Source organism: Proteus genomosp. 4 str. ATCC 51469 (assembly GCF_003144375.1).
Lineage (GTDB): Bacteria > Pseudomonadota > Gammaproteobacteria > Enterobacterales > Enterobacteriaceae > Proteus.
Genome location: NZ_PENV01000029.1, coordinates 1 through 18,134, shown reverse-complemented (window position 1 = coordinate 18,134; position 18,134 = coordinate 1). Strand labels below are relative to the sequence as shown.

At 39.9% G+C, this 18,134-nt stretch carries 15 protein-coding genes and 2 tRNA genes; 12 read left to right on the top strand and 5 right to left on the bottom strand.

Going from position 1 to position 18,134, the window contains the following annotated elements:
• Nucleotides 1–8: 8 nt before the first annotated feature.
• The 5 genes from DK866_RS19045 to DK866_RS19890 all read left to right on the top strand — a co-directional run bounded on the left by DK866_RS19045 (nucleotide 9) and on the right by DK866_RS19890 (nucleotide 5,196).
• Complete coding sequence (locus DK866_RS19045; protein WP_109410169.1) at nucleotides 9–719, top strand: DUF484 domain-containing protein; 711 nt, start codon at nucleotides 9–11, stop codon at nucleotides 717–719.
• Nucleotides 716–1,639: a tyrosine recombinase XerC gene (xerC, locus tag DK866_RS19040; protein WP_109410168.1), complete on the top strand. Its 924-nt coding sequence runs from the start codon at nucleotides 716–718 to the stop codon at nucleotides 1,637–1,639. The genes DK866_RS19045 and xerC overlap by 4 nt, the downstream gene beginning before the upstream one ends.
• Nucleotides 1,639–2,355 (top strand): 5-amino-6-(5-phospho-D-ribitylamino)uracil phosphatase YigB, encoded by a 717-nt coding sequence (gene yigB, locus DK866_RS19035; protein WP_109410167.1) that lies wholly within the window; start codon nucleotides 1,639–1,641, stop codon nucleotides 2,353–2,355. Before xerC ends, yigB begins: the two co-directional genes overlap by 1 nt.
• 144 nt (nucleotides 2,356–2,499) lie before the next feature.
• Nucleotides 2,500–4,656 carry a DNA helicase II gene (gene uvrD / locus DK866_RS19030; protein ID WP_109410166.1) on the top strand — a complete coding sequence of 719 codons (2,157 nt, stop codon included), beginning with the start codon at nucleotides 2,500–2,502 and terminating at the stop codon, nucleotides 4,654–4,656.
• Between the two features lie 147 nt (nucleotides 4,657–4,803).
• Nucleotides 4,804–5,196, top strand: a complete 393-nt coding sequence (locus tag DK866_RS19890) for a hypothetical protein (protein WP_162557036.1) — start codon at nucleotides 4,804–4,806, stop codon at nucleotides 5,194–5,196.
• Nucleotides 5,197–5,204: 8 nt separating this feature from the next.
• Here the strand turns inward: DK866_RS19890 and rarD are convergent, their stop codons facing one another.
• On the bottom strand, nucleotides 5,205–6,098 hold the full coding sequence (gene rarD, locus DK866_RS19025; RefSeq protein WP_109410165.1) for an EamA family transporter RarD: 894 nt from the start codon (nucleotides 6,096–6,098) through the stop codon (nucleotides 5,205–5,207).
• Between the two features lie 145 nt (nucleotides 6,099–6,243).
• Complete coding sequence (locus DK866_RS19020) at nucleotides 6,244–6,711, bottom strand: thioesterase family protein (RefSeq protein WP_036939522.1); 468 nt, start codon at nucleotides 6,709–6,711, stop codon at nucleotides 6,244–6,246.
• A 232-nt stretch (nucleotides 6,712–6,943) separates the two neighbouring features.
• Between DK866_RS19020 and pldA the strand changes: the two genes are divergently transcribed.
• The 4 genes from pldA (at nucleotide 6,944) to yigL (ending at nucleotide 11,599) form a co-directional block, all read left to right on the top strand.
• Complete coding sequence (gene pldA, locus DK866_RS19015; RefSeq protein WP_109410164.1) at nucleotides 6,944–7,819, top strand: phospholipase A; 876 nt, start codon at nucleotides 6,944–6,946, stop codon at nucleotides 7,817–7,819.
• A gap of 114 nt (nucleotides 7,820–7,933) precedes the next feature.
• The gene (gene recQ, locus DK866_RS19010; protein WP_109410163.1) at nucleotides 7,934–9,763 is read left to right on the top strand and encodes an ATP-dependent DNA helicase RecQ; all 1,830 of its coding nucleotides are present in this window, start codon (nucleotides 7,934–7,936) and stop codon (nucleotides 9,761–9,763) included.
• 18 nt (nucleotides 9,764–9,781) lie between these two features.
• Nucleotides 9,782–10,786 carry a lysophospholipase L2 gene (pldB, locus tag DK866_RS19005; RefSeq protein WP_109410162.1) on the top strand — a complete coding sequence of 335 codons (1,005 nt, stop codon included), beginning with the start codon at nucleotides 9,782–9,784 and terminating at the stop codon, nucleotides 10,784–10,786.
• Between the two features lie 12 nt (nucleotides 10,787–10,798).
• Complete coding sequence (yigL, locus tag DK866_RS19000) at nucleotides 10,799–11,599, top strand: sugar/pyridoxal phosphate phosphatase YigL (protein ID WP_109410161.1); 801 nt, start codon at nucleotides 10,799–10,801, stop codon at nucleotides 11,597–11,599.
• Nucleotides 11,600–11,674: 75 nt separating this feature from the next.
• Here the strand turns inward: yigL and mscM are convergent, their stop codons facing one another.
• The 3 genes from mscM to rsgA all read right to left on the bottom strand — a co-directional run bounded on the left by mscM (nucleotide 11,675) and on the right by rsgA (nucleotide 17,076).
• A complete protein-coding gene (gene mscM / locus DK866_RS18995) occupies nucleotides 11,675–15,010 on the bottom strand; it encodes a miniconductance mechanosensitive channel MscM (RefSeq protein WP_109410160.1) in 3,336 nt (1,111 codons plus the stop codon).
• A gap of 22 nt (nucleotides 15,011–15,032) precedes the next feature.
• A complete protein-coding gene (asd, locus tag DK866_RS18990) occupies nucleotides 15,033–15,929 on the bottom strand; it encodes an archaetidylserine decarboxylase (RefSeq protein ID WP_109410176.1) in 897 nt (298 codons plus the stop codon).
• 88 nt (nucleotides 15,930–16,017) lie between these two features.
• Nucleotides 16,018–17,076 carry a small ribosomal subunit biogenesis GTPase RsgA gene (rsgA, locus tag DK866_RS18985; protein WP_109410159.1) on the bottom strand — a complete coding sequence of 353 codons (1,059 nt, stop codon included), beginning with the start codon at nucleotides 17,074–17,076 and terminating at the stop codon, nucleotides 16,018–16,020.
• A 115-nt stretch (nucleotides 17,077–17,191) separates the two neighbouring features.
• On the opposite strand from rsgA, the gene orn reads away from it, so the two are divergent.
• From orn to DK866_RS18970, 3 genes are all read left to right on the top strand, one after another.
• Entirely contained in the window at nucleotides 17,192–17,737 is a 546-nt protein-coding gene (orn, locus tag DK866_RS18980) for an oligoribonuclease (protein ID WP_109410158.1), read from the top strand.
• Between the two features lie 166 nt (nucleotides 17,738–17,903).
• Nucleotides 17,904–17,979, top strand: a tRNA-Gly gene (locus DK866_RS18975).
• 36 nt (nucleotides 17,980–18,015) lie between these two features.
• Nucleotides 18,016–18,091: transfer RNA gene (locus DK866_RS18970), tRNA-Gly, on the top strand.
• The last annotated feature ends 43 nt before the right edge of the window (nucleotides 18,092–18,134 follow it).

The following is an 18,134-nucleotide window of genomic DNA, read 5'->3' as shown; positions in this document are numbered from 1 at the left end:
CTATCTGTATGACGGATAAAAATGAGCAGTTCTGTTGCCCTGAAACAAACGAGCTTAATGATCAACAAGTGGTTCGTTACCTCACAGAGCATCCTGGTTTTTTTATCCGTAATGCAAGTTACATTGAGCAAATGCAAGTACCTCATCCCGTTAGAGGTACTGTCTCATTAGTTGAGTGGATAATGTCACGCCAACGTAATCGCATTCACTATCTTGAAGAAGATATGCGTTTATTGATAGAGCAAGCTTCTGAGAATGAATCTTTGTTTAGCCAACTCTTGTTATTAATTTCTGAATTATCCAGCAGTGACTCTCTCAATGAAATGTTAGAGCGTTTAAACCTCTGGGCTAAAAGATTAGGTCTGTACTCTGTTCAATTGCGTTTATTTACTGATCGTTGGCAATTACAACCACCTTTAGATGCACAAGCGCTTGCACTCTCTCGTCAAGCTTTTGAACACTTCCGCATTCAGCGTATGGGTGATGATAATCACTATTTAGGTATGCTCAATGGACAAGAGATCATGTTGTTGATGCCTAATGTACGGCGTTCTGGTTCGGTTGCTCTCTCATTATTAGGACATTATGGTGATTTAGGTGTGATTATTTTTAATAGTCGAGATAATCAACATTTTCAGGAAGGAATGGGAACCGTCATGTTGGATAAATTAGCCCATATCTTACCGGAATTATTAACACGTTGGGTGGCAAGACAATGAGTCAACCCAGCGATCTTCCAGAAACACTCACCACGGCTATTGAGCAATTTCTGCGTTACATTCAAGTTGAACGCCGATTAAGTCCTGTAACGGTAGAAAACTACCATCGCCAATTGATGGCCTTAGTGCAAATGATGGTTGAGATAAAAATAACGCAATGGCAATCACTTGAAAGCCAACATGTACGTATGTTATTGGCAAAAAGTCATCGAAGCGGGTTACAGCCGACCAGTTTGGCTTTGCGCTTTTCTGCGTTACGTAGCTTTCTTGATTGGCAAGTAGCGCAAGGTATGCTGGATGTTAATTCTGCGAAAGGTATACGCACACCTAAATCAGGTCGTCATCTTCCTAAAAATATGGATGTAGATGAAGTAAACCAATTAATGAATATCGACTTAAACGATCCCCTTTCTGTCAGAGATAGAACCATGCTAGAAGTGATGTATGGTGCGGGTTTGCGTTTATCTGAGCTAACTAATCTCAATATTAACGATATTGACCTGAATGAAGGTGAAGTGCGTGTATTAGGTAAAGGGAGTAAAGAGCGTAAAGTTCCTCTAGGAAGAAAAGCGATAGAATGGTTACAAAATTGGTTTCCGATGCGAGAACTTTATGCACCAGAAGATAAGGCTGTTTTTATCTCAACTCAAAGTGGTAAGCGTTTATCTGTGCGTAGCGTACAAAAACGTTTTGAACTTTGGGGGGTAAAACAAGGGCTAAATAGCCATGTGAATCCTCATAAGTTACGCCACTCATTTGCTACACATTTACTAGAGTCCAGCGGTGATTTACGTGCGGTACAAGAGCTATTAGGACACGCTAATTTATCAACGACACAAGTTTATACCCACTTAGATTTTCAGCATTTAGCGAAAGTCTATGATGCTGCTCATCCGAGAGCTAAGAGAGAAAAATCATAATGCGCTTTTACAGAACTCTGACGCCAATTGCAGCGATGACTTTTGATCTAGATGATACGCTGTATGACAATGTGCCAGTGATGGATAAAACGGAAAAAGAGACACTGGCTTTTATTCGCCAATATGATCTACGTTTTAATCATTTCACACAAGAAGATGTGAATGCTTATAAAAAGCCACTTATAGAAAATAATCCAGAGATATTTCATGATATTACACAGTGGCGTTGGCTTGCTGCTAGGAATATGTTGTTAGATTACAACTACAGTGAAGCTAAAGCAAAGCAAGGTGCAGATGAAATTATGGCGCACTTTGCTTATTGGCGTAGTCGTATTAATGTGCCTCAAAATACACATCAAGTCCTCACTCAATTAGCAGAAAAAATTCCGTTAATTGCGATTACAAATGGTAATGCAAATCCGCTAAGCTGTGGCTTAGGGCAGTATTTCTCACATATTTTAAAAGCTGGCCCTGATGGTCGCTCTAAACCTTATTCTGATATGTTTGATAAAGCAGCAATGCTTTTAAAAGTGCCTCATCAACACATTTTACATGTGGGTGATCATCTTGTGACGGATGTTGAAGGTGCTGTTAATAGTGGATTACAAGCTTGCTGGATTAACCTCGATAACCGTAGTTTATTTGAAGAAGGTGAAACTCGCGTGATGCCACATATTGAAATTACAGATTTAAGTAAACTGATAGAATTGGTTTAGCGTGATATTAGATCAAAATGGCAGAGATAAACGCAATTGAAAAAGGCTTTACTTTGCATCACGGATGAAATCCTGTTAGTTTGTTGCTTACTCACTATTTCTGTATATATCCACAGTATTTTCCTCACTAAATGATTGGTAATTATGGACGTCTCATATCTGCTAGAAGGCCTTAATGATAAACAGCGCGAAGCCGTGGCCGCACCTCGCATAAATATGTTGGTGCTTGCTGGCGCAGGCAGTGGTAAAACACGCGTATTGGTACATCGTATCGCTTGGTTATTATCTGTTGAGCAAGCTTCCCCTTTTTCTATTATGGCTGTGACGTTTACCAATAAAGCGGCAGCAGAAATGCGTCATCGTATCGAAGATTTAATTGGTACCAGTCAAGGCGGTATGTGGATTGGGACTTTCCATAGCTTGGCTCATCGTTTATTACGCGCACATTATCTCGATGCAAACCTACCACAAGATTTTCAAATTATTGACAGTGACGATCAATATCGCCTTATTCGTCGCATTGTTAAATCGATGAACCTTGATGATAAACAATGGCCTGCACGACAAGGAATGTGGTATATCAACGGTAAAAAAGATGAGGGATTACGCCCTCAGCATATTCAAACCTATGGTAATCCTGTTGAAACAACATGGCTAAAAGTGTACCAAGCATATCAAGAAGCATGTGATCGTGCGGGGCTGGTGGACTTTGCAGAGCTTTTATTACGTGCTCATGAGCTTTGGTTGAATAAGCCACAAATTTTAGAACATTACCAAAATCGCTTTACTAATATCTTGGTTGATGAGTTCCAAGATACTAACCGTATTCAATATGCATGGATTAGAATGCTGGCGGGTCAAACGGGTAAAGTGATGATTGTAGGCGATGATGACCAATCCATTTATGGTTGGCGTGGTGCACAAGTTGAGAATATTCAAAACTTCTTAAATGAATTTCCTGGCGCAGAGACTATCCGGTTAGAGCAAAATTATCGTTCTACAAGCAATATTCTAAAAGCTGCGAATGCGCTAATAGCAAACAATAGTGATAGATTAGGTAAAAATCTTTGGACTGAAGGTGCGGAAGGCGAGCCTATCTCACTATATTGTGCTTTTAATGATTTAGATGAAGCGCGTTATGTCGTTAGTCGAATTAAGCGCTGGCAAGAAGAAGGCGGCGCGCTGACAGATTGTGCCATTCTTTATCGTAGTAATGCCCAATCTCGTATAATGGAAGAAGCATTACTACAAGCGGCAATGCCATACCGTATTTATGGCGGGCAACGTTTCTTTGAACGCCAAGAAATCAAAGATGCGCTCTCTTATATGCGATTAACTGCGAATCGCCATGATGATGCTTCTTTCGAGCGTGTTGTGAATACACCGACACGAGGTATTGGCGATAGAACATTAGATATTGTTCGCCAAGTTGCAAGAGATAACCAAATTACTTTATGGGAAAGTGCATTACAGGTTATCGAACATAAAATGCTAGCAGGGCGAGCAACAGCAGCAATACAGAGATTCTTAGAGTTAATTGAGACATTAGCATCTGAAACGGCAGATATGCCATTACATGTACAGACAGACCGAATTATTCGTGATTCAGGTTTGAAAGCGATGTATGAGCAAGAAAAGGGTGAAAAAGCCCAAGCTCGTATTGAAAACTTAGAAGAGCTTGTCACTGCAACTCGTCAATTTAGTTATCAAGATGAAGACGAAGATTTGATGCCACTACAAGCGTTCCTTTCACATGCGGCATTAGAATCGGGTGAAAGCCAGGCCGATGCGTATCAAGATGCGGTTCAATTAATGACCCTTCACTCAGCTAAAGGGCTTGAATTTTCACAAGTCTTTATTGTGGGTGTTGAAGAAGGCATGTTCCCAAGCCAAATGTCATTAGATGAAGGTGGGCGTTTAGAAGAAGAGCGTCGCTTGGCCTATGTTGGTGTAACTCGCGCAATGAAAAAGTTAACGCTTACTTACGCTGAAAACCGCCGTCTATATGGAAAAGAAGTGAGTCATCGACCATCTCGCTTTATTGGTGAGTTACCTAAAGAATGTGTTGAAGAAGTCCGTTTACGAGCGACGGTTTCACGTCCTGTTAATCATAGCCGTTTAGGTACTCCGATTATCAGTAATGATACGGGGTATTCACTCGGACAACGTGTGAAACATCCTAAATTTGGTGATGGTACCATTATTAATATCGAAGGTAGTGGTGAGCATTGCCGATTACAAATTGCCTTTAATGGCGAAGGTATTAAATGGCTGGTGGCTGCATTTGCTCGACTAGAGTAAGTTGTCATTTAAAGTGAGCAGTTACTATCTTAATATAAAAAACACCCTTACTTGTCTATCAAATAAGTAAGGGTGTTTTTTTTAAGGGATGTTTGATTTGGTTGCTTAATAATCTTGTTATCTACTCTTATTTAATGGGATTATTTGATGAAAATTTCTAGTATCTTTTTTCACACTTACACTTTTGTATCGCCTTGCTCGCGAACCTCTCCGGTATCTTCTTCTAGTTATGAGTTTTTGGTCGAAAATACTGAGGAAGTTCTTTGTGATACTTACCATTCCAGTGGATCTATCAATGAGTTCGAAGAGGATTTGTATTGTAAATTATTGAGACACCAGCGTGATTATGTTCCTCGTATCAATCTCAATTACAGTGTTGTGATTAACCATATTCAAGTGATTAATAACGCAATGTTTACGTTATTTAGGCGTTCATATCGTCACGCAGAAGAGCTCTCAAAGAGTGTGCATTTGCTAAAGAAAAATAAGAAGAAACGCTCTCCCGCTTTTATACAGATTAGTAATTTAGCGGAAGAGTGAGTTTGGGATTAACCGCGTCTTAAACGACGTTGGGTATAGAGTGCATCTAAGGTAAATAAAATAAGGGCAACCCAAATAAAACCAAAGGTCACTAATCTTTCTGCATCAATCTGCTCGCCATATACCATTGTGGCAAGAATAAACATCAAAGTTGGGCCAATATATTGGAAGAAGCCTAAGGTTGATAAACGCAGATGATGAGCTGCTTCAGTAAAGAGCAATAATGGTACAGTTGTAATAATACCAGCTGCGATTAACAAGGTATTCAATGACCAACTGTTTTCAAGCATATTGCTTGTTGGCGAATGGGTAAAAAATAAGATGTAAATTAACGCAACAGGGAATAACCATAATGTTTCGACTAACATTCCTGTTTGTGCATCGACCCCTAATTTTTTACGCAGTAGACCATAAAGCCCAAAAGTCACAGCGAGACTTAAACCAATCACGGGTACAGATCCAAAGTGCCATAACTGAATAAATACCCCAGTAAAGGCTAAACCTACAGCTACCCATTGCATACGACGGAAACGCTCGCTTAAGAAAAGCATACCAAACAAGACGTTAACAAGGGGGTTAATAAAATAACCAAGACTAGCTTCTAGCATATAGCCATGGTTAACGGCCCATATATAGGTAAGCCAGTTAGTTGCGATAATGACTGCTGTTAGTGCCAAAAGTAGGATTTTTTTAGGTTGACGTATTAATTGGCGTAAATAAGGCCAATGACGACTAATCGTCATTAAAATCAACATAAAAAAGAATGACCATAGGATACGGTGTGTAAGGATCTCTTCTGCGGGCACTTCTTGAATGCTTTTAAAATAGACAGGGGCAATACCCCAGATCAAATAGGCGCCTAAGGCACATAAAACGCCTTTCATCGTGTTTTTCTGGCTCATGCTATCTCTGGAATTGATGGAAAGGAAATGTGTGACGGGGTTATCATACCCAATGACATTATCTAATGTGTCATTAGGCATGTATTTTTACAAGTAATTAATAACATTCTAAGCATCATAGCGCACAATGAATTTTAACAAAGACTTAACCCACAATGTAGGTTGCTGTTCCACTTGCTATATGAACTTGTTTTTCATTATGTAACTCAACACGAGCAACAGAGACTTTATTGCCACTGCGCAAGATATGGCTACTTGCAGTAAAACATTCCCCACGTCCAGGTCGTAAATAATCAACCCGTAAATCAATCGTACCCATTTTAGCGAGTTTCTGTTCTAACTGCTCTTGGGATATAGGTGCTAAACGTGTTAATGCATTACCAACACAAACTAATCCTGCACTAACATCAAGCACTGAAGCAATTAGGCCACCATGTAAAATACGTTGAGCAATATTACCGACCAATTTATCTTGGTAGCGGAATTGAATTTCTGCGTAATCTTGTTCAAAACGAACTAACTCCAAACCAATCAACTGGTTAAATGGCATTTTATATACAAAAACATGACCAATTAAGGTTTGAGCCTCTTCTAATGTTAGCTGCTTTTCCATTTTTAGGATCTCCGATATCACGTCATAAAGTTAATATAATGTTAATAATACATGACGAAACCGTAATTTCCCATTCGTGCTATAAATATAATGGTGTAAAAATATACGAGATTTAATGGCGATTACGTGTAAAATATGGTGGCTTAAGTGTAATAAAGCACATTTATAAGAACTAATTCCAAAGTAAGTACTAACTTTTATATTATTCAATAATGAAACAGGATAATTAACTATGCGTTACATCCGTTCTTTACTTGCGGTGGCTTTATTCTATCCAGCATGGGGATTTGCATCCGAAATTCAAACATCATCATCTCCTGCACCGCTTGTTCAGGGCAGTATCATTTCCGGTTTATTACAAGAATACGACTCACCTTTTGTTCTTTATCCTTATGAATCCAATTACATTATTTACACTGATACCTCTGATATGAATAAAGAGGCTATCCAAAGTTATGATTGGGGTAATAAGGCTAAAAAAGATGAGGTGAAATTTCAGCTCAGTTTGGCTTTTCCTTTATGGCGTGGTATTGCGGGTGAAAACTCTGTGTTAGCGGCGTCTTATACCCAACGTTCTTGGTGGCAATTAAGTAATAAGAAAGAATCAGCACCTTTCCGTGAGACGAACTATGAGCCACAACTCTTTCTAGGTTGGGCTACTGACTATAAATTTGCAGGTTGGACACTTCGTGAAATTGAGACAGGTTTTAATCATGAGTCAAATGGGCGTTCAGATCCTACATCTCGTAGTTGGAATCGAGTTTATGCGCGATTTATGGCACAAAAAGGTAATTTTCAGCTCGATTTAAAACCATGGTATCGTTTTAGTGAAAGTGCACAACGTGATGATAATCCAGAAATTAATCGTTACATGGGCTATTATCGTTTAAAAGCCGGTTATCGATTAGGTGAGAGTGTGATCACTGCTACTGGGCGCTATAACTGGAACAGTGGCTATGGTGCAGCTGAATTAGGTTGGAGCTATCCAATTACTAAGCATGTTCGCTTTTATACCCAAGTATTTAGTGGTTATGGTGAATCGATGATTGACTATAATTTTCGCCAGACACGTGTTGGTGTGGGTGTGATGCTGAATGATATGCTGTAATTTTCCTCGTTCTGGGGTAGCATAACGCTATAAATGATGACGGCACCTTTATATTGGTGCCTTTTCTTTGACTCCTCATCATAGTTTTTATCAGCAGCTTTTCAGAGGAACGGCGTGTCCACAGCAGAAGTTCTTAATTCAATGCCATCAGCACAGACTATTTTGCGAGAAACCTTTGGTTATCAGCAATTTCGTCCTGGTCAGCAAGAGATCATCCATACTATTACAACAGGACGTGATTGCCTTGTTGTGATGCCAACAGGGGGTGGAAAATCCCTTTGCTATCAAATTCCAGCATTATTGTTAGATGGATTAACCGTCGTTGTGTCGCCTTTGATTTCCTTGATGAAAGATCAAGTCGATCAGCTTTGCCTTCATGGCATTGAAGCTACTTATTTAAACTCAACACAAACCCGTGAAGAGCAACTTGATGTTCAAGTGCGTTGTCAAAAGGGTGAAATAAAACTGCTGTATATTGCTCCTGAACGTTTGATGATGGAGAGTTTTCTTCACCAATTAGTGCAGTGGAAACCTGCATTGTTAGCTGTTGATGAAGCGCACTGTATTTCACAGTGGGGGCATGACTTCCGCCCTGAATATCGAGGAATTGGATTATTAAGGCAATATCTCCCCGATGTTCCAATTGTTGCACTGACAGCAACAGCAGATAACACAACGCGTTATGACATTATAAATCAGCTAGTCTTGCATGATCCTTTAATTCATATCAGCAGTTTTGATAGGCCGAATATCCGCTACACTTTAGTTGAGAAATACAAGCCACTTGATCAACTTTGGCTCTTTATTCGTGGTCAAAAAGGAAAGTCAGGCATTATTTACTGTAATAGCCGCAGTAAAGTAGAAGAAACCGCAGAGCGACTCAGTAAGCGAGGGTTGAGTATTGCGGGTTATCATGCCGGAATGGAAATGACACAGCGAGCCAAAGTGCAAGAGGCGTTCCAGCGTGATGATTTGCAAATTGTGGTTGCAACCGTTGCGTTTGGAATGGGGATAAACAAGCCTAATGTGCGTTTTGTGGTTCACTTTGATATCCCCCGTAATATTGAATCTTATTACCAAGAAACTGGGCGAGCAGGGCGAGATGGATTACCTGCGGAAGCCGTATTATTTTACGATCCCGCTGATATGGCGTGGTTGCGTCGTTGTTTAGATGAAAAGCCAGAAAGTGACCAAAAAGCGATTGAAATGCATAAGCTCAACGCAATGGGGGCATTTGCTGAAGCACAAACATGCCGACGACTAGTACTCCTTAATTATTTCGATGAACATCGACAAAATGCCTGTGGTAACTGTGATATTTGTCTTGATCCTCCTAAACAATATGATGGATTGGTCGATGCGCAAAAGGCTTTATCCTGCATCTATCGTACGGGGCAGCACTTTGGGATTGGTTATATTGTCGAAATATTAAGAGGCGCGAATAATCAACGTATTCGCGATGCAGGGCACGATACATTACCTGTTTATGGTATTGGTAAAGCTCAAAGTCATGAACATTGGGTGAGCGTGATACGCCAACTTATTCATTTAGGGATGGTGACACAAAATATTGTACACCGCTCTGCATTACAGCTTACTGAGATGGCAAGACCCATCTTACGAGGTGAAGTTCCATTACAATTAGCCGTACCTAGATTATTAAGTCCAACAAAAAGCCGTAATCAACAAACAAAAAATGCACATAGACAGTACGATAGAAAATTATTTGCGAAACTACGTAAATTACGTAAATCTATTGCTGATGAAGAAAATATTCCGCCCTTTGTGGTCTTTAATGATGTCACATTGATAGAGATGGCAGAGCAATGCCCTGTTTATCCTGATGAGTTGTTATTAATAAACGGTGTCGGTCAACGAAAATTAGAACGATTTGGACCCGCTTTTATGACACTGATCCGTGACCATATTGAGGGCTTTGAATAACGCCAACAAGGAGAGCCAATGACAACCACTCTTTTTAAACATTCGTGGTTATCTCGTGAAAAGCAGTTTTCTGCTTTTACGAATGGCACTTTATTGGATTTTTGGAACCAGCGTGAAGAAGGTGAGTTTACGGGCGTTGATGGCGTAAAGATCCGTTATGTTCATTGGCGTTCAGCATCGCACAATAAAGCACTAGTAATTTCTTCAGGCCGTAGTGAAAGCTATGTAAAGTACCCTGAAGTTGCATTTGATTTTTTCCATATTGGCTACGATGTTTTTTTGCTTGATCATAGAGGGCAAGGCCTGTCAGGCAGACTATTAGAAGATACACAAAAAGGTCATGTAGAAAAATTCAGTGATTATATTGATGACTTCTCAACATTCATTGATACGATAGTGCTGCCTTATCAATACCAACATTATTTTGCATTAGCCCATTCAATGGGGGGTGCTATCTTAGCGGGATATCTTCTAAAACATCCTCATGTTTTTAAAGCAGCCGCATTAAGTGCGCCGATGTTTGGTATTAATTTACCGATACCTCGCTGGGTGGCTAATTTTTTAGTCAATCGAGCAGAACAAAGTCAATCTGAAAGAAATAACTACGCAGTATCAACAGGTAAATGGTTTCCACTACCTTTTATTCTTAATGTGTTAACACATAGCCATGAACGATACCGTCGTTATTTACGTTATTACGCTGATTATCCTGAGTTACGATTAGGTGGCCCTACTTATCATTGGATAGGAGAAAGCCTACAAACAGGGGATTGGTTAATTGAACATGCGGGAGAGATTGATACCCCTTTATTAGTGCTTGAAGCTGAGCATGACAAGGTGGTGGATAATCAAGAGCTAAGGGCTTTCTGTGAACGTTATAGTCAGTCCAGAACAAGAGAAGAAAAGCAAAAATTGCCACTAGTGATTAAGGGTGCGCATCATGAAATCTTGTTCGAAATAGATAAGCTACGCTCACAAGCATTGAATGAAATCTGTGAGTTTTATGATAAGCATTTATTTTAATCAGGAATGTGTATGTATTCGATAGTCGCTTCAGATCTTGATGGCACGTTGTTATCACCTAATCATGTATTAACTCCCTATACGCAAGAAACACTACACCTACTTATTAATAAAGGGGTGCATTTTGTATTTGCAACGGGTCGTCATCATGTTGATGTTGCTCAAATTCGTGACGGGTTAGGCATTAACGCTTATATGATAACGTCTAATGGTGCGAGAGTGCATAACACGCATGGTGACCTTATTTTTAGCCAAGATCTTGAGCCTGAAATCGCTTATGACTTGGCTCTTATGGTTTTTGATCACCCAAAAATTGAAACTAATATTTATGCTGGTGACTACTGGTATGTTAATAAAGAGATGCCGGGGGCTTGTGAGTTTTTTCGAGAATCAGACTTTAGCTATGAATTATATTGTAAAACCGGATTCCCGACTACCAATGTCTGTAAGGTCTTTTTCACCTCTGAAGATCATGAGCTATTACTGAAGCTAGAGAATGAAATTAATCAGCGCTGGGGTGATAAGGTCAATGTGAGTTTCTCACTGCGTAATTGCTTAGAAGTGATGGCAGGGGGCGTATCTAAAGGTGAGGCACTAGAGAAAGTGGCTGAACTGATGCAACACTCAGCGAAAGATGCTATCGCATTTGGTGATGGTATGAATGACAAAGAGATGCTCAAGATAGCGGGTAAAGGCTGCATTATGGAAAATGCCCATCAGGCATTAAAAGATCTGCTACCCAATATGGAAGTCATTGGTGCTAATGCGGATGAAGCAGTTCCTCATTATTTACGCAAGTTATACCAAGTGTGATCCTTTCTAAAGAAAAAGGCGAACAATATTATCTTGTTCGCCTTTTTCTTTTTTTATATTAATTGAAATAGTGGATTATAATCCACCGACTTCTCTAGGTGTCACTCGCATTGAGCTACGAATTGTATTACCCATCATATCCACTCTTGCTTGGAATGGTGGGAATGGTAATGGGATACCATGTTCTGCAAAGGCTAAGAGAATATTTTGATGAATTTCATGTCTCGCTGGCATTCTATGCCCCATCTCTGCGGCATAAACACGTAATTCGAAAATCTGAATACCTTGTTGTAAATCGACTAAATAAACCTCAGGCGCAGGGTTCTCTAAAATCATCGTAGAGCGTTTTGATGCTTCTAATAAGACATTGGTGACGTGCTCACTGTTGCAGTCTGCAGGAGCTGGAATGGTCATCACAATACGGGTAACAGAGTCCGACAGAGACCAGTTAATAAATTGTTCTGTGATAAAGGCTTTATTCGGTACGATAATCTCTTTTCTATCCCAGTCGGTCAACGTTGTCGCTCGGGTGTTGATCTTAGAAATATTCCCCGTCAAATTACGAATGGTTACGGTATCACCAATACGGATCGGTTTTTCAAATAAGATCATCAACCCTGAAATGATATTGGCAAAAATTTCTTGTAAACCAAAGCCTAACCCAACCCCCATTGCTGCGACTAGCCATTGTAATTTTGACCATTCAATCCCTAATAAAGAGAAGCCTACAATACTACCAATTAGAGTGATGCTGTATTTAGTCATGGTAGTAATGGCATAGCCTGTACCTGGCGTTAAATCTAAATGTTGCAAAATAGCCAGTTCAAGTAAAGCGGGTAAGTTTCTCACCAATTGCGTAGTGATAATAATCACAAGGATCGCCACTAAAATAGATCCCATGGTAATAGGTTGTATGGTGTTAACTCCATTCACCGATGAGGTTACATCCCAAAGACGAATATTATCGACAAAGGAAAATGCAGTGTTTAATTCAGACCATAATAAGATCATCGACACTAATGCAATCATAGTCAGAATAGAGCGAACTAAACCAATAGATTGCGCACTGATTGCATCAAGGTCTATTTCTTGAGCTTCTATTTCTAGTCCTACAGTACTCTCACCGCTACTGCCTACTATGGTATTTTCATCTTCGCCTTTTGCACGTTGGGCGAGAATTTCAGCCCGTTTCTGTTTTGCACGCTCAAAAGCTAATTTACGACGTTGAATAAGCATCCAACGCTGAATAATGTGATAGATAATCAGTAAAGCAAACCAAATTGCGACTGACATTTCTAAACGGCCAAGCAAGACAATCGAGGTAGAAAGGTAACCTAAAACAGCGGCTAAGCCTGCAATAACAGGAGCAAGAAGTAAGAACCACCATAAGATAGTGTTTATTGCATTATCACCAGATCCATGTTTATCAAGATAAAGGGGAACATGGGCTTTTTTAAGACTGGAAGTAATAAAGCTTAGGGCTATACAGAGTAGCAAGAAACAGAAGCGACCAACGGTTGGTGCAAATTCTCTATCACTATAATATTCAAAGGTAATTAATGACATCATCAGCGGGACGATGACAAAAATGGAAAGCTGGTAAAAACGCATTGCTTTTTTGACTCTACTTTCTTTCCATTTAAATTGAGCAATAAATAAACCGTTATGACGTGCGAAGGTTGCACTGATCATAAATAGCCACAACACGGGGGCGGCCGCCGTTACACCATAGCCAATCGCGCCGGCCATTGGATAACGCCATTCAACACTTTGTAAGCCATAACCAACCGCAGACCATAACAGAGGTAGCGGAAGTGCAATTAAAATAGACCAAAATACGGTGCGTATTGTCAGTGAAAAATGATCTTGAGTGACTTTACCAATACGGTTACTGACCCTTTCAAGAAAGGCGTTGTAGTGCTTTCGAGTACGAAGGCTAAAACCAACAATTGATAAGGTAACAAACAAGAATAGAAACGTATCTTGGTTTTTAAGCATGCTAGCAGCCGCATGGCCTAATTGTGAAAAGGTATCTAACGAAAGTAATCGAGTGATATCTTTGACTAATAAAACTGGATAATTGAATTTGATAGGGCTGATATCGGCAACCCAGAACATATAACGGTTTGTCGCGTCTTTTGTTTCTTTTAAAGCATCCGCTAATTGTGTTGTCGCAACTTTCAGTTTTGTTAACTCAAGAATTTGAGAATCATAGCCTGATAGCAATGAATTGAGTAATTCATGACGTGCTTGAATTAGTGAATCAAAGATATATTGTTGAGCTTCCGGCAATTTAGAACCATCTGCGGTTTCTGGTGGCTGGATCTTATTTAAGTTCTCCAGCATATCTTCATAACCTAAACGCTCAACACGTAATTGAATAATATCTCTATCAAGTTCTTGTGAACGAGGCATTTCAGGTAAACGAGAAAGTTGTGTTCTTAGTGCTTCACCTAATGCTGTTGAGCCACTTAACCATTGAGCTTGCTCTCGAATAGTTGTTAGTGTTTGGCGGACTTGTTGTGTTTGTTGGGTGGTGATGCGCTGTTTTTCTGATAGCTCACTCATTTCCTGAGTTTGTTTATTCAGGATCTGCGAAAGTTCACGATTAGTTTGGATCTGTTTTGTCAGAAACTCAGGTAATTCGCCACCTTGTTCTGCTAACATCTCTGTTTTTTCTAACGCAAGATCAGCGACTTCTTGGCGTTTTATATTCAATAAACTACGTAATTGTTGTAGTTGTACATCAAGGCGTTGATAGCGTTTTTTAAATAGTTCTAAGCGAAGGCGTGCTATTTCTTGGCGATTATTCGCTGATAGCTGTGCCATTTCTAGCTCATTAACCATCGCTTTACGAGCTGTTACTTCAGCTTGAGTCAGCTTATTTTGAGCTTCTGTTAACGGTGTTGTTGATGCACTGACAGAGGCAAGCCTTGCTGTTGCGTCACTCAATAAACGACGTGCTTCCGAGAGTTGTTGAGGCAATAAATTTAAAGACTCACTGATTTCACGGCTTTTGTCTTGTTCTTGCTGTTGAAGCCTTGCTTGCTCCATTAATTGGCTACTGACTTGAATAATTTTTTGTTCTAAATCAGGAATGCTAATTTTTTCTGGGATAGTTGGAACTGCGTGACTTTCTTCAAGAAGCTTAGTTCTGAGTTCTTTGGTGATCTCTGGATAATCATCAATGGTTTTTTGATAGTTGTCTGCATTTGTTTGCGCTTTTTCACCATCATTAATCCAGTTGATAGTGCCTTGTAGCGCCTGAACAGCCTCAATATCTTGAGGATTAGTACTTCCTTCAAGTTGTTTAATATCTTGACGTAATTTCTCTACATCTGCTGATATTGCAGATGTGCTTAACGAAAAAGTCAAAAAGAGCGAGAAGAAAAGACTGATTATCAGGCGCACAAAGGTTACTCCGAATTACGTATTATTCACTGATGGCGTTAGCGTCATTGCCAGCAACATTGATGATGGAACCTAATTGTTCCCCCATTAATGTAACGGAGCCATTCATAAGATCTTTATTCAATTGAACAGTATTTTCAGGGAAAAGGTTGATGACTGTTGAGCCTAACTTAAATCGCCCCATTTCCTCACCTTTTTTCAAGAATATCGCCCCTGCTTTGTCTGCTTGAGGATAAGTCCAACGTTTAATAATACCTTCACGAGGCGGTGTTACCATGCCACACCAAATCGTTTCAATACTACCGACAATAGTTGCACCTACCAGAATTTGTATCATTGGACCAAATTGTGTTTCAAAAAGACAAATAATGCGTTCATTACGTGCAAATAAGTTTGGTACATTGGCCGCCGTTAATGGATTAACGGAGAAGAGATCACCAGGAACATAAATCATCTCTTTTAATAAACCATCGCAAGGCATGTGAACACGGTGGTAATCGCGAGGCGAAAGATATGTCGTAATAAACTGACCATTACGGAACTTATCTGCCAACATAAAGTTACCCGCGAGTAACGCTTCAAGAGTGTAATGATGTCCTTTAGCTTGCAGAATTTGATCGTCTTGGATAAGACCAAGTTGGCTGACCGCACCGTCTGCTGGTAATGCAAGTTTGTCATCACCTTCAACAATAGGACGTACGCCGTCTTTTAAAGCCCGGATAAAGAACTCATTGAATGTTGAATAAGCTTGGAACTGGCTGTCTTTCGCTTCATTCATATCGACTTTGTAGGCTTTTGCGAAGGCTTTGATAACAAACTGAGTGATTGCACCCGCTTTTTTGTTTGCAAACCAACCTGCTAGCTGTGTGAGCCATAATTTAGGCAATAAATACTGTAGTTTAATTTTTAGCTTGTCCAAAATGGCAACCTCTGGGATTAAACGATAAAAAATAGACAAAAGGGGTCTATTGTACCCACCCTTAATAGGGTTGTCAGTGAATCAATTATTAAGAGTCTAAATTAATGTTCTTACGAACTTTCACCTGACTCATACTTTCTAAAATACGATGGTAGTTTTCAAAGCGTGTTTCTGATATTTCACCCTTCTTTACGGCTTCACTGATTAAGCAACCCGGATCGTCTAAATGTTTACAATCGCGGAATTTACAACCACCAAGGTACGGTCTAAATTCAACAAATCCTTTTGTCACTTGATCTGGCGTTAAATGCCATAAGCCAAATTCACGGACACCTGGAGAATCAATCACATCTCCGCCTTGTGGGAAATGGTAAAGACGTGATGCGGTTGTTGTATGTTGCCCTAAACCAGAGTTATCAGAGACCTGATTAACAACAATACTTTCTTCCATCGGTGGTAGTAGCGTGTTAAGTAAGCTTGATTTACCCACACCAGACTGCCCAGCAAAAATAGAGATACGGCCGATAAGTTCTTGTGTGAGCGCTTCTAGCCCTTCTTTAGTATAGCTAGAGACTTCAAGGACACGATAACCAATATCTTTATAAGTCTGCATCCATTCACTAACTGTCTTACGACTTTGTTCATCTAACATATCGATTTTATTGAGCACAATTAGAGGCTCAACATTTAACGTTTCACAAGCGACAAGGTAACGGTCGATAATATTTAAAGACAACTCAGGCAAAATGGCGGAGACAATAATTATCTGGTCAATGTTTGCCGCAATAGGTTTAATTCCATCATAATAGTCAGGGCGTGTTAGCACAGAAGTACGTTCATGTACCGCTTCAACGATACCATTCACTCGGACATTTTCTTGTGTTTGTAGCGCAGGGCGCCACACAACTTTATCACCTGTCACTAAGGATGAAATTGTGCGTCGGATATTGCATCGAGTAATCGAACCGTCAGTCGCTTCAATATCTGCATGTTGGCCAAAACGGCTGATGACTAAACCTTCGGACGCTTCGCCTAATTGCGTATCGTCTAATTCAACATGGTTTTTTTTCTCTTTGCTCTGCAAACGCTTTTTATGGTTTTCTTGTACTCGACGTTGCTGGCCTTTAGATAATTTACGTTTTGTCACCGATCCTCACTTGTATTATTCGGTTAGATGTTCTTCTGTCGTGCTTATTGAGTAAACGCGCTATGATAAACGCTAAAATATCATGTCTCACACTTAGAAACAGCTAGGATATATTATGTCAAAAAGCGAGAACAATCTGATCTGGATAGATCTGGAAATGACCGGTCTTGATCCTGAATGTGACCGTATCATCGAAATTGCCACCATTGTGACAGATCCTCAACTTAATATTTTAGCCGAAGGCCCAGTAATTGCTGTACACCAATCGGATGAACAACTGAGTTTAATGGATGAATGGAATACTCGCACTCATACTGGTAGTGGTTTAGTTGAGCGAGTGAAAACCAGTCAATATGATGATAATTCAGCACAAAAAGCGACAATTGAATTCCTAGAAAAATGGGTGCCTAAAGGGGTATCACCTATTTGTGGCAATAGTGTGGGTCAAGACCGACGTTTTCTGTACCGTTATATGCCAGAGCTAGAGCAATATTTTCACTACCGCTATCTTGATGTCAGTACATTAAAAGAGTTGGCGCGTCGTTGGAAGCCTGAAATTTTAGACGGTTTTAAGAAAAAGAATACTCATCAAGCATTAGATGATATTCGTGAATCTATTGCAGAGCTAGACTATTATCGTAAGACCTTTATTAAAGAGTAAAAAATGTGCATCCATGATTGATATTGCACCATTGTGATGATTTTATCGGCATGCAATCAAAAAAACGCATTTTTTTGTTGATAAGGGCTTGCGGTTAAGCATTTTTCTCGTATAATGCGCTTCCCGTACCGATGAAGAATTTTATTTGTACGGGTGTAAGAAAGATGCGGGAATAGCTCAGTTGGTAGAGCACAACCTTGCCAAGGTTGGGGTCGCGAGTTCGAGTCTCGTTTCCCGCTCCAATCTTTCTTAGACAATTGTTAGTAGTGTTATGTGACGCGGGAATAGCTCAGTTGGTAGAGCACAACCTTGCCAAGGTTGGGGTCGCGAGTTCGAGTCTCGTTTCCCGCTCCAAATCTTTTACTAACTATTGTCAAAACTTACCAAATGCGGGAAT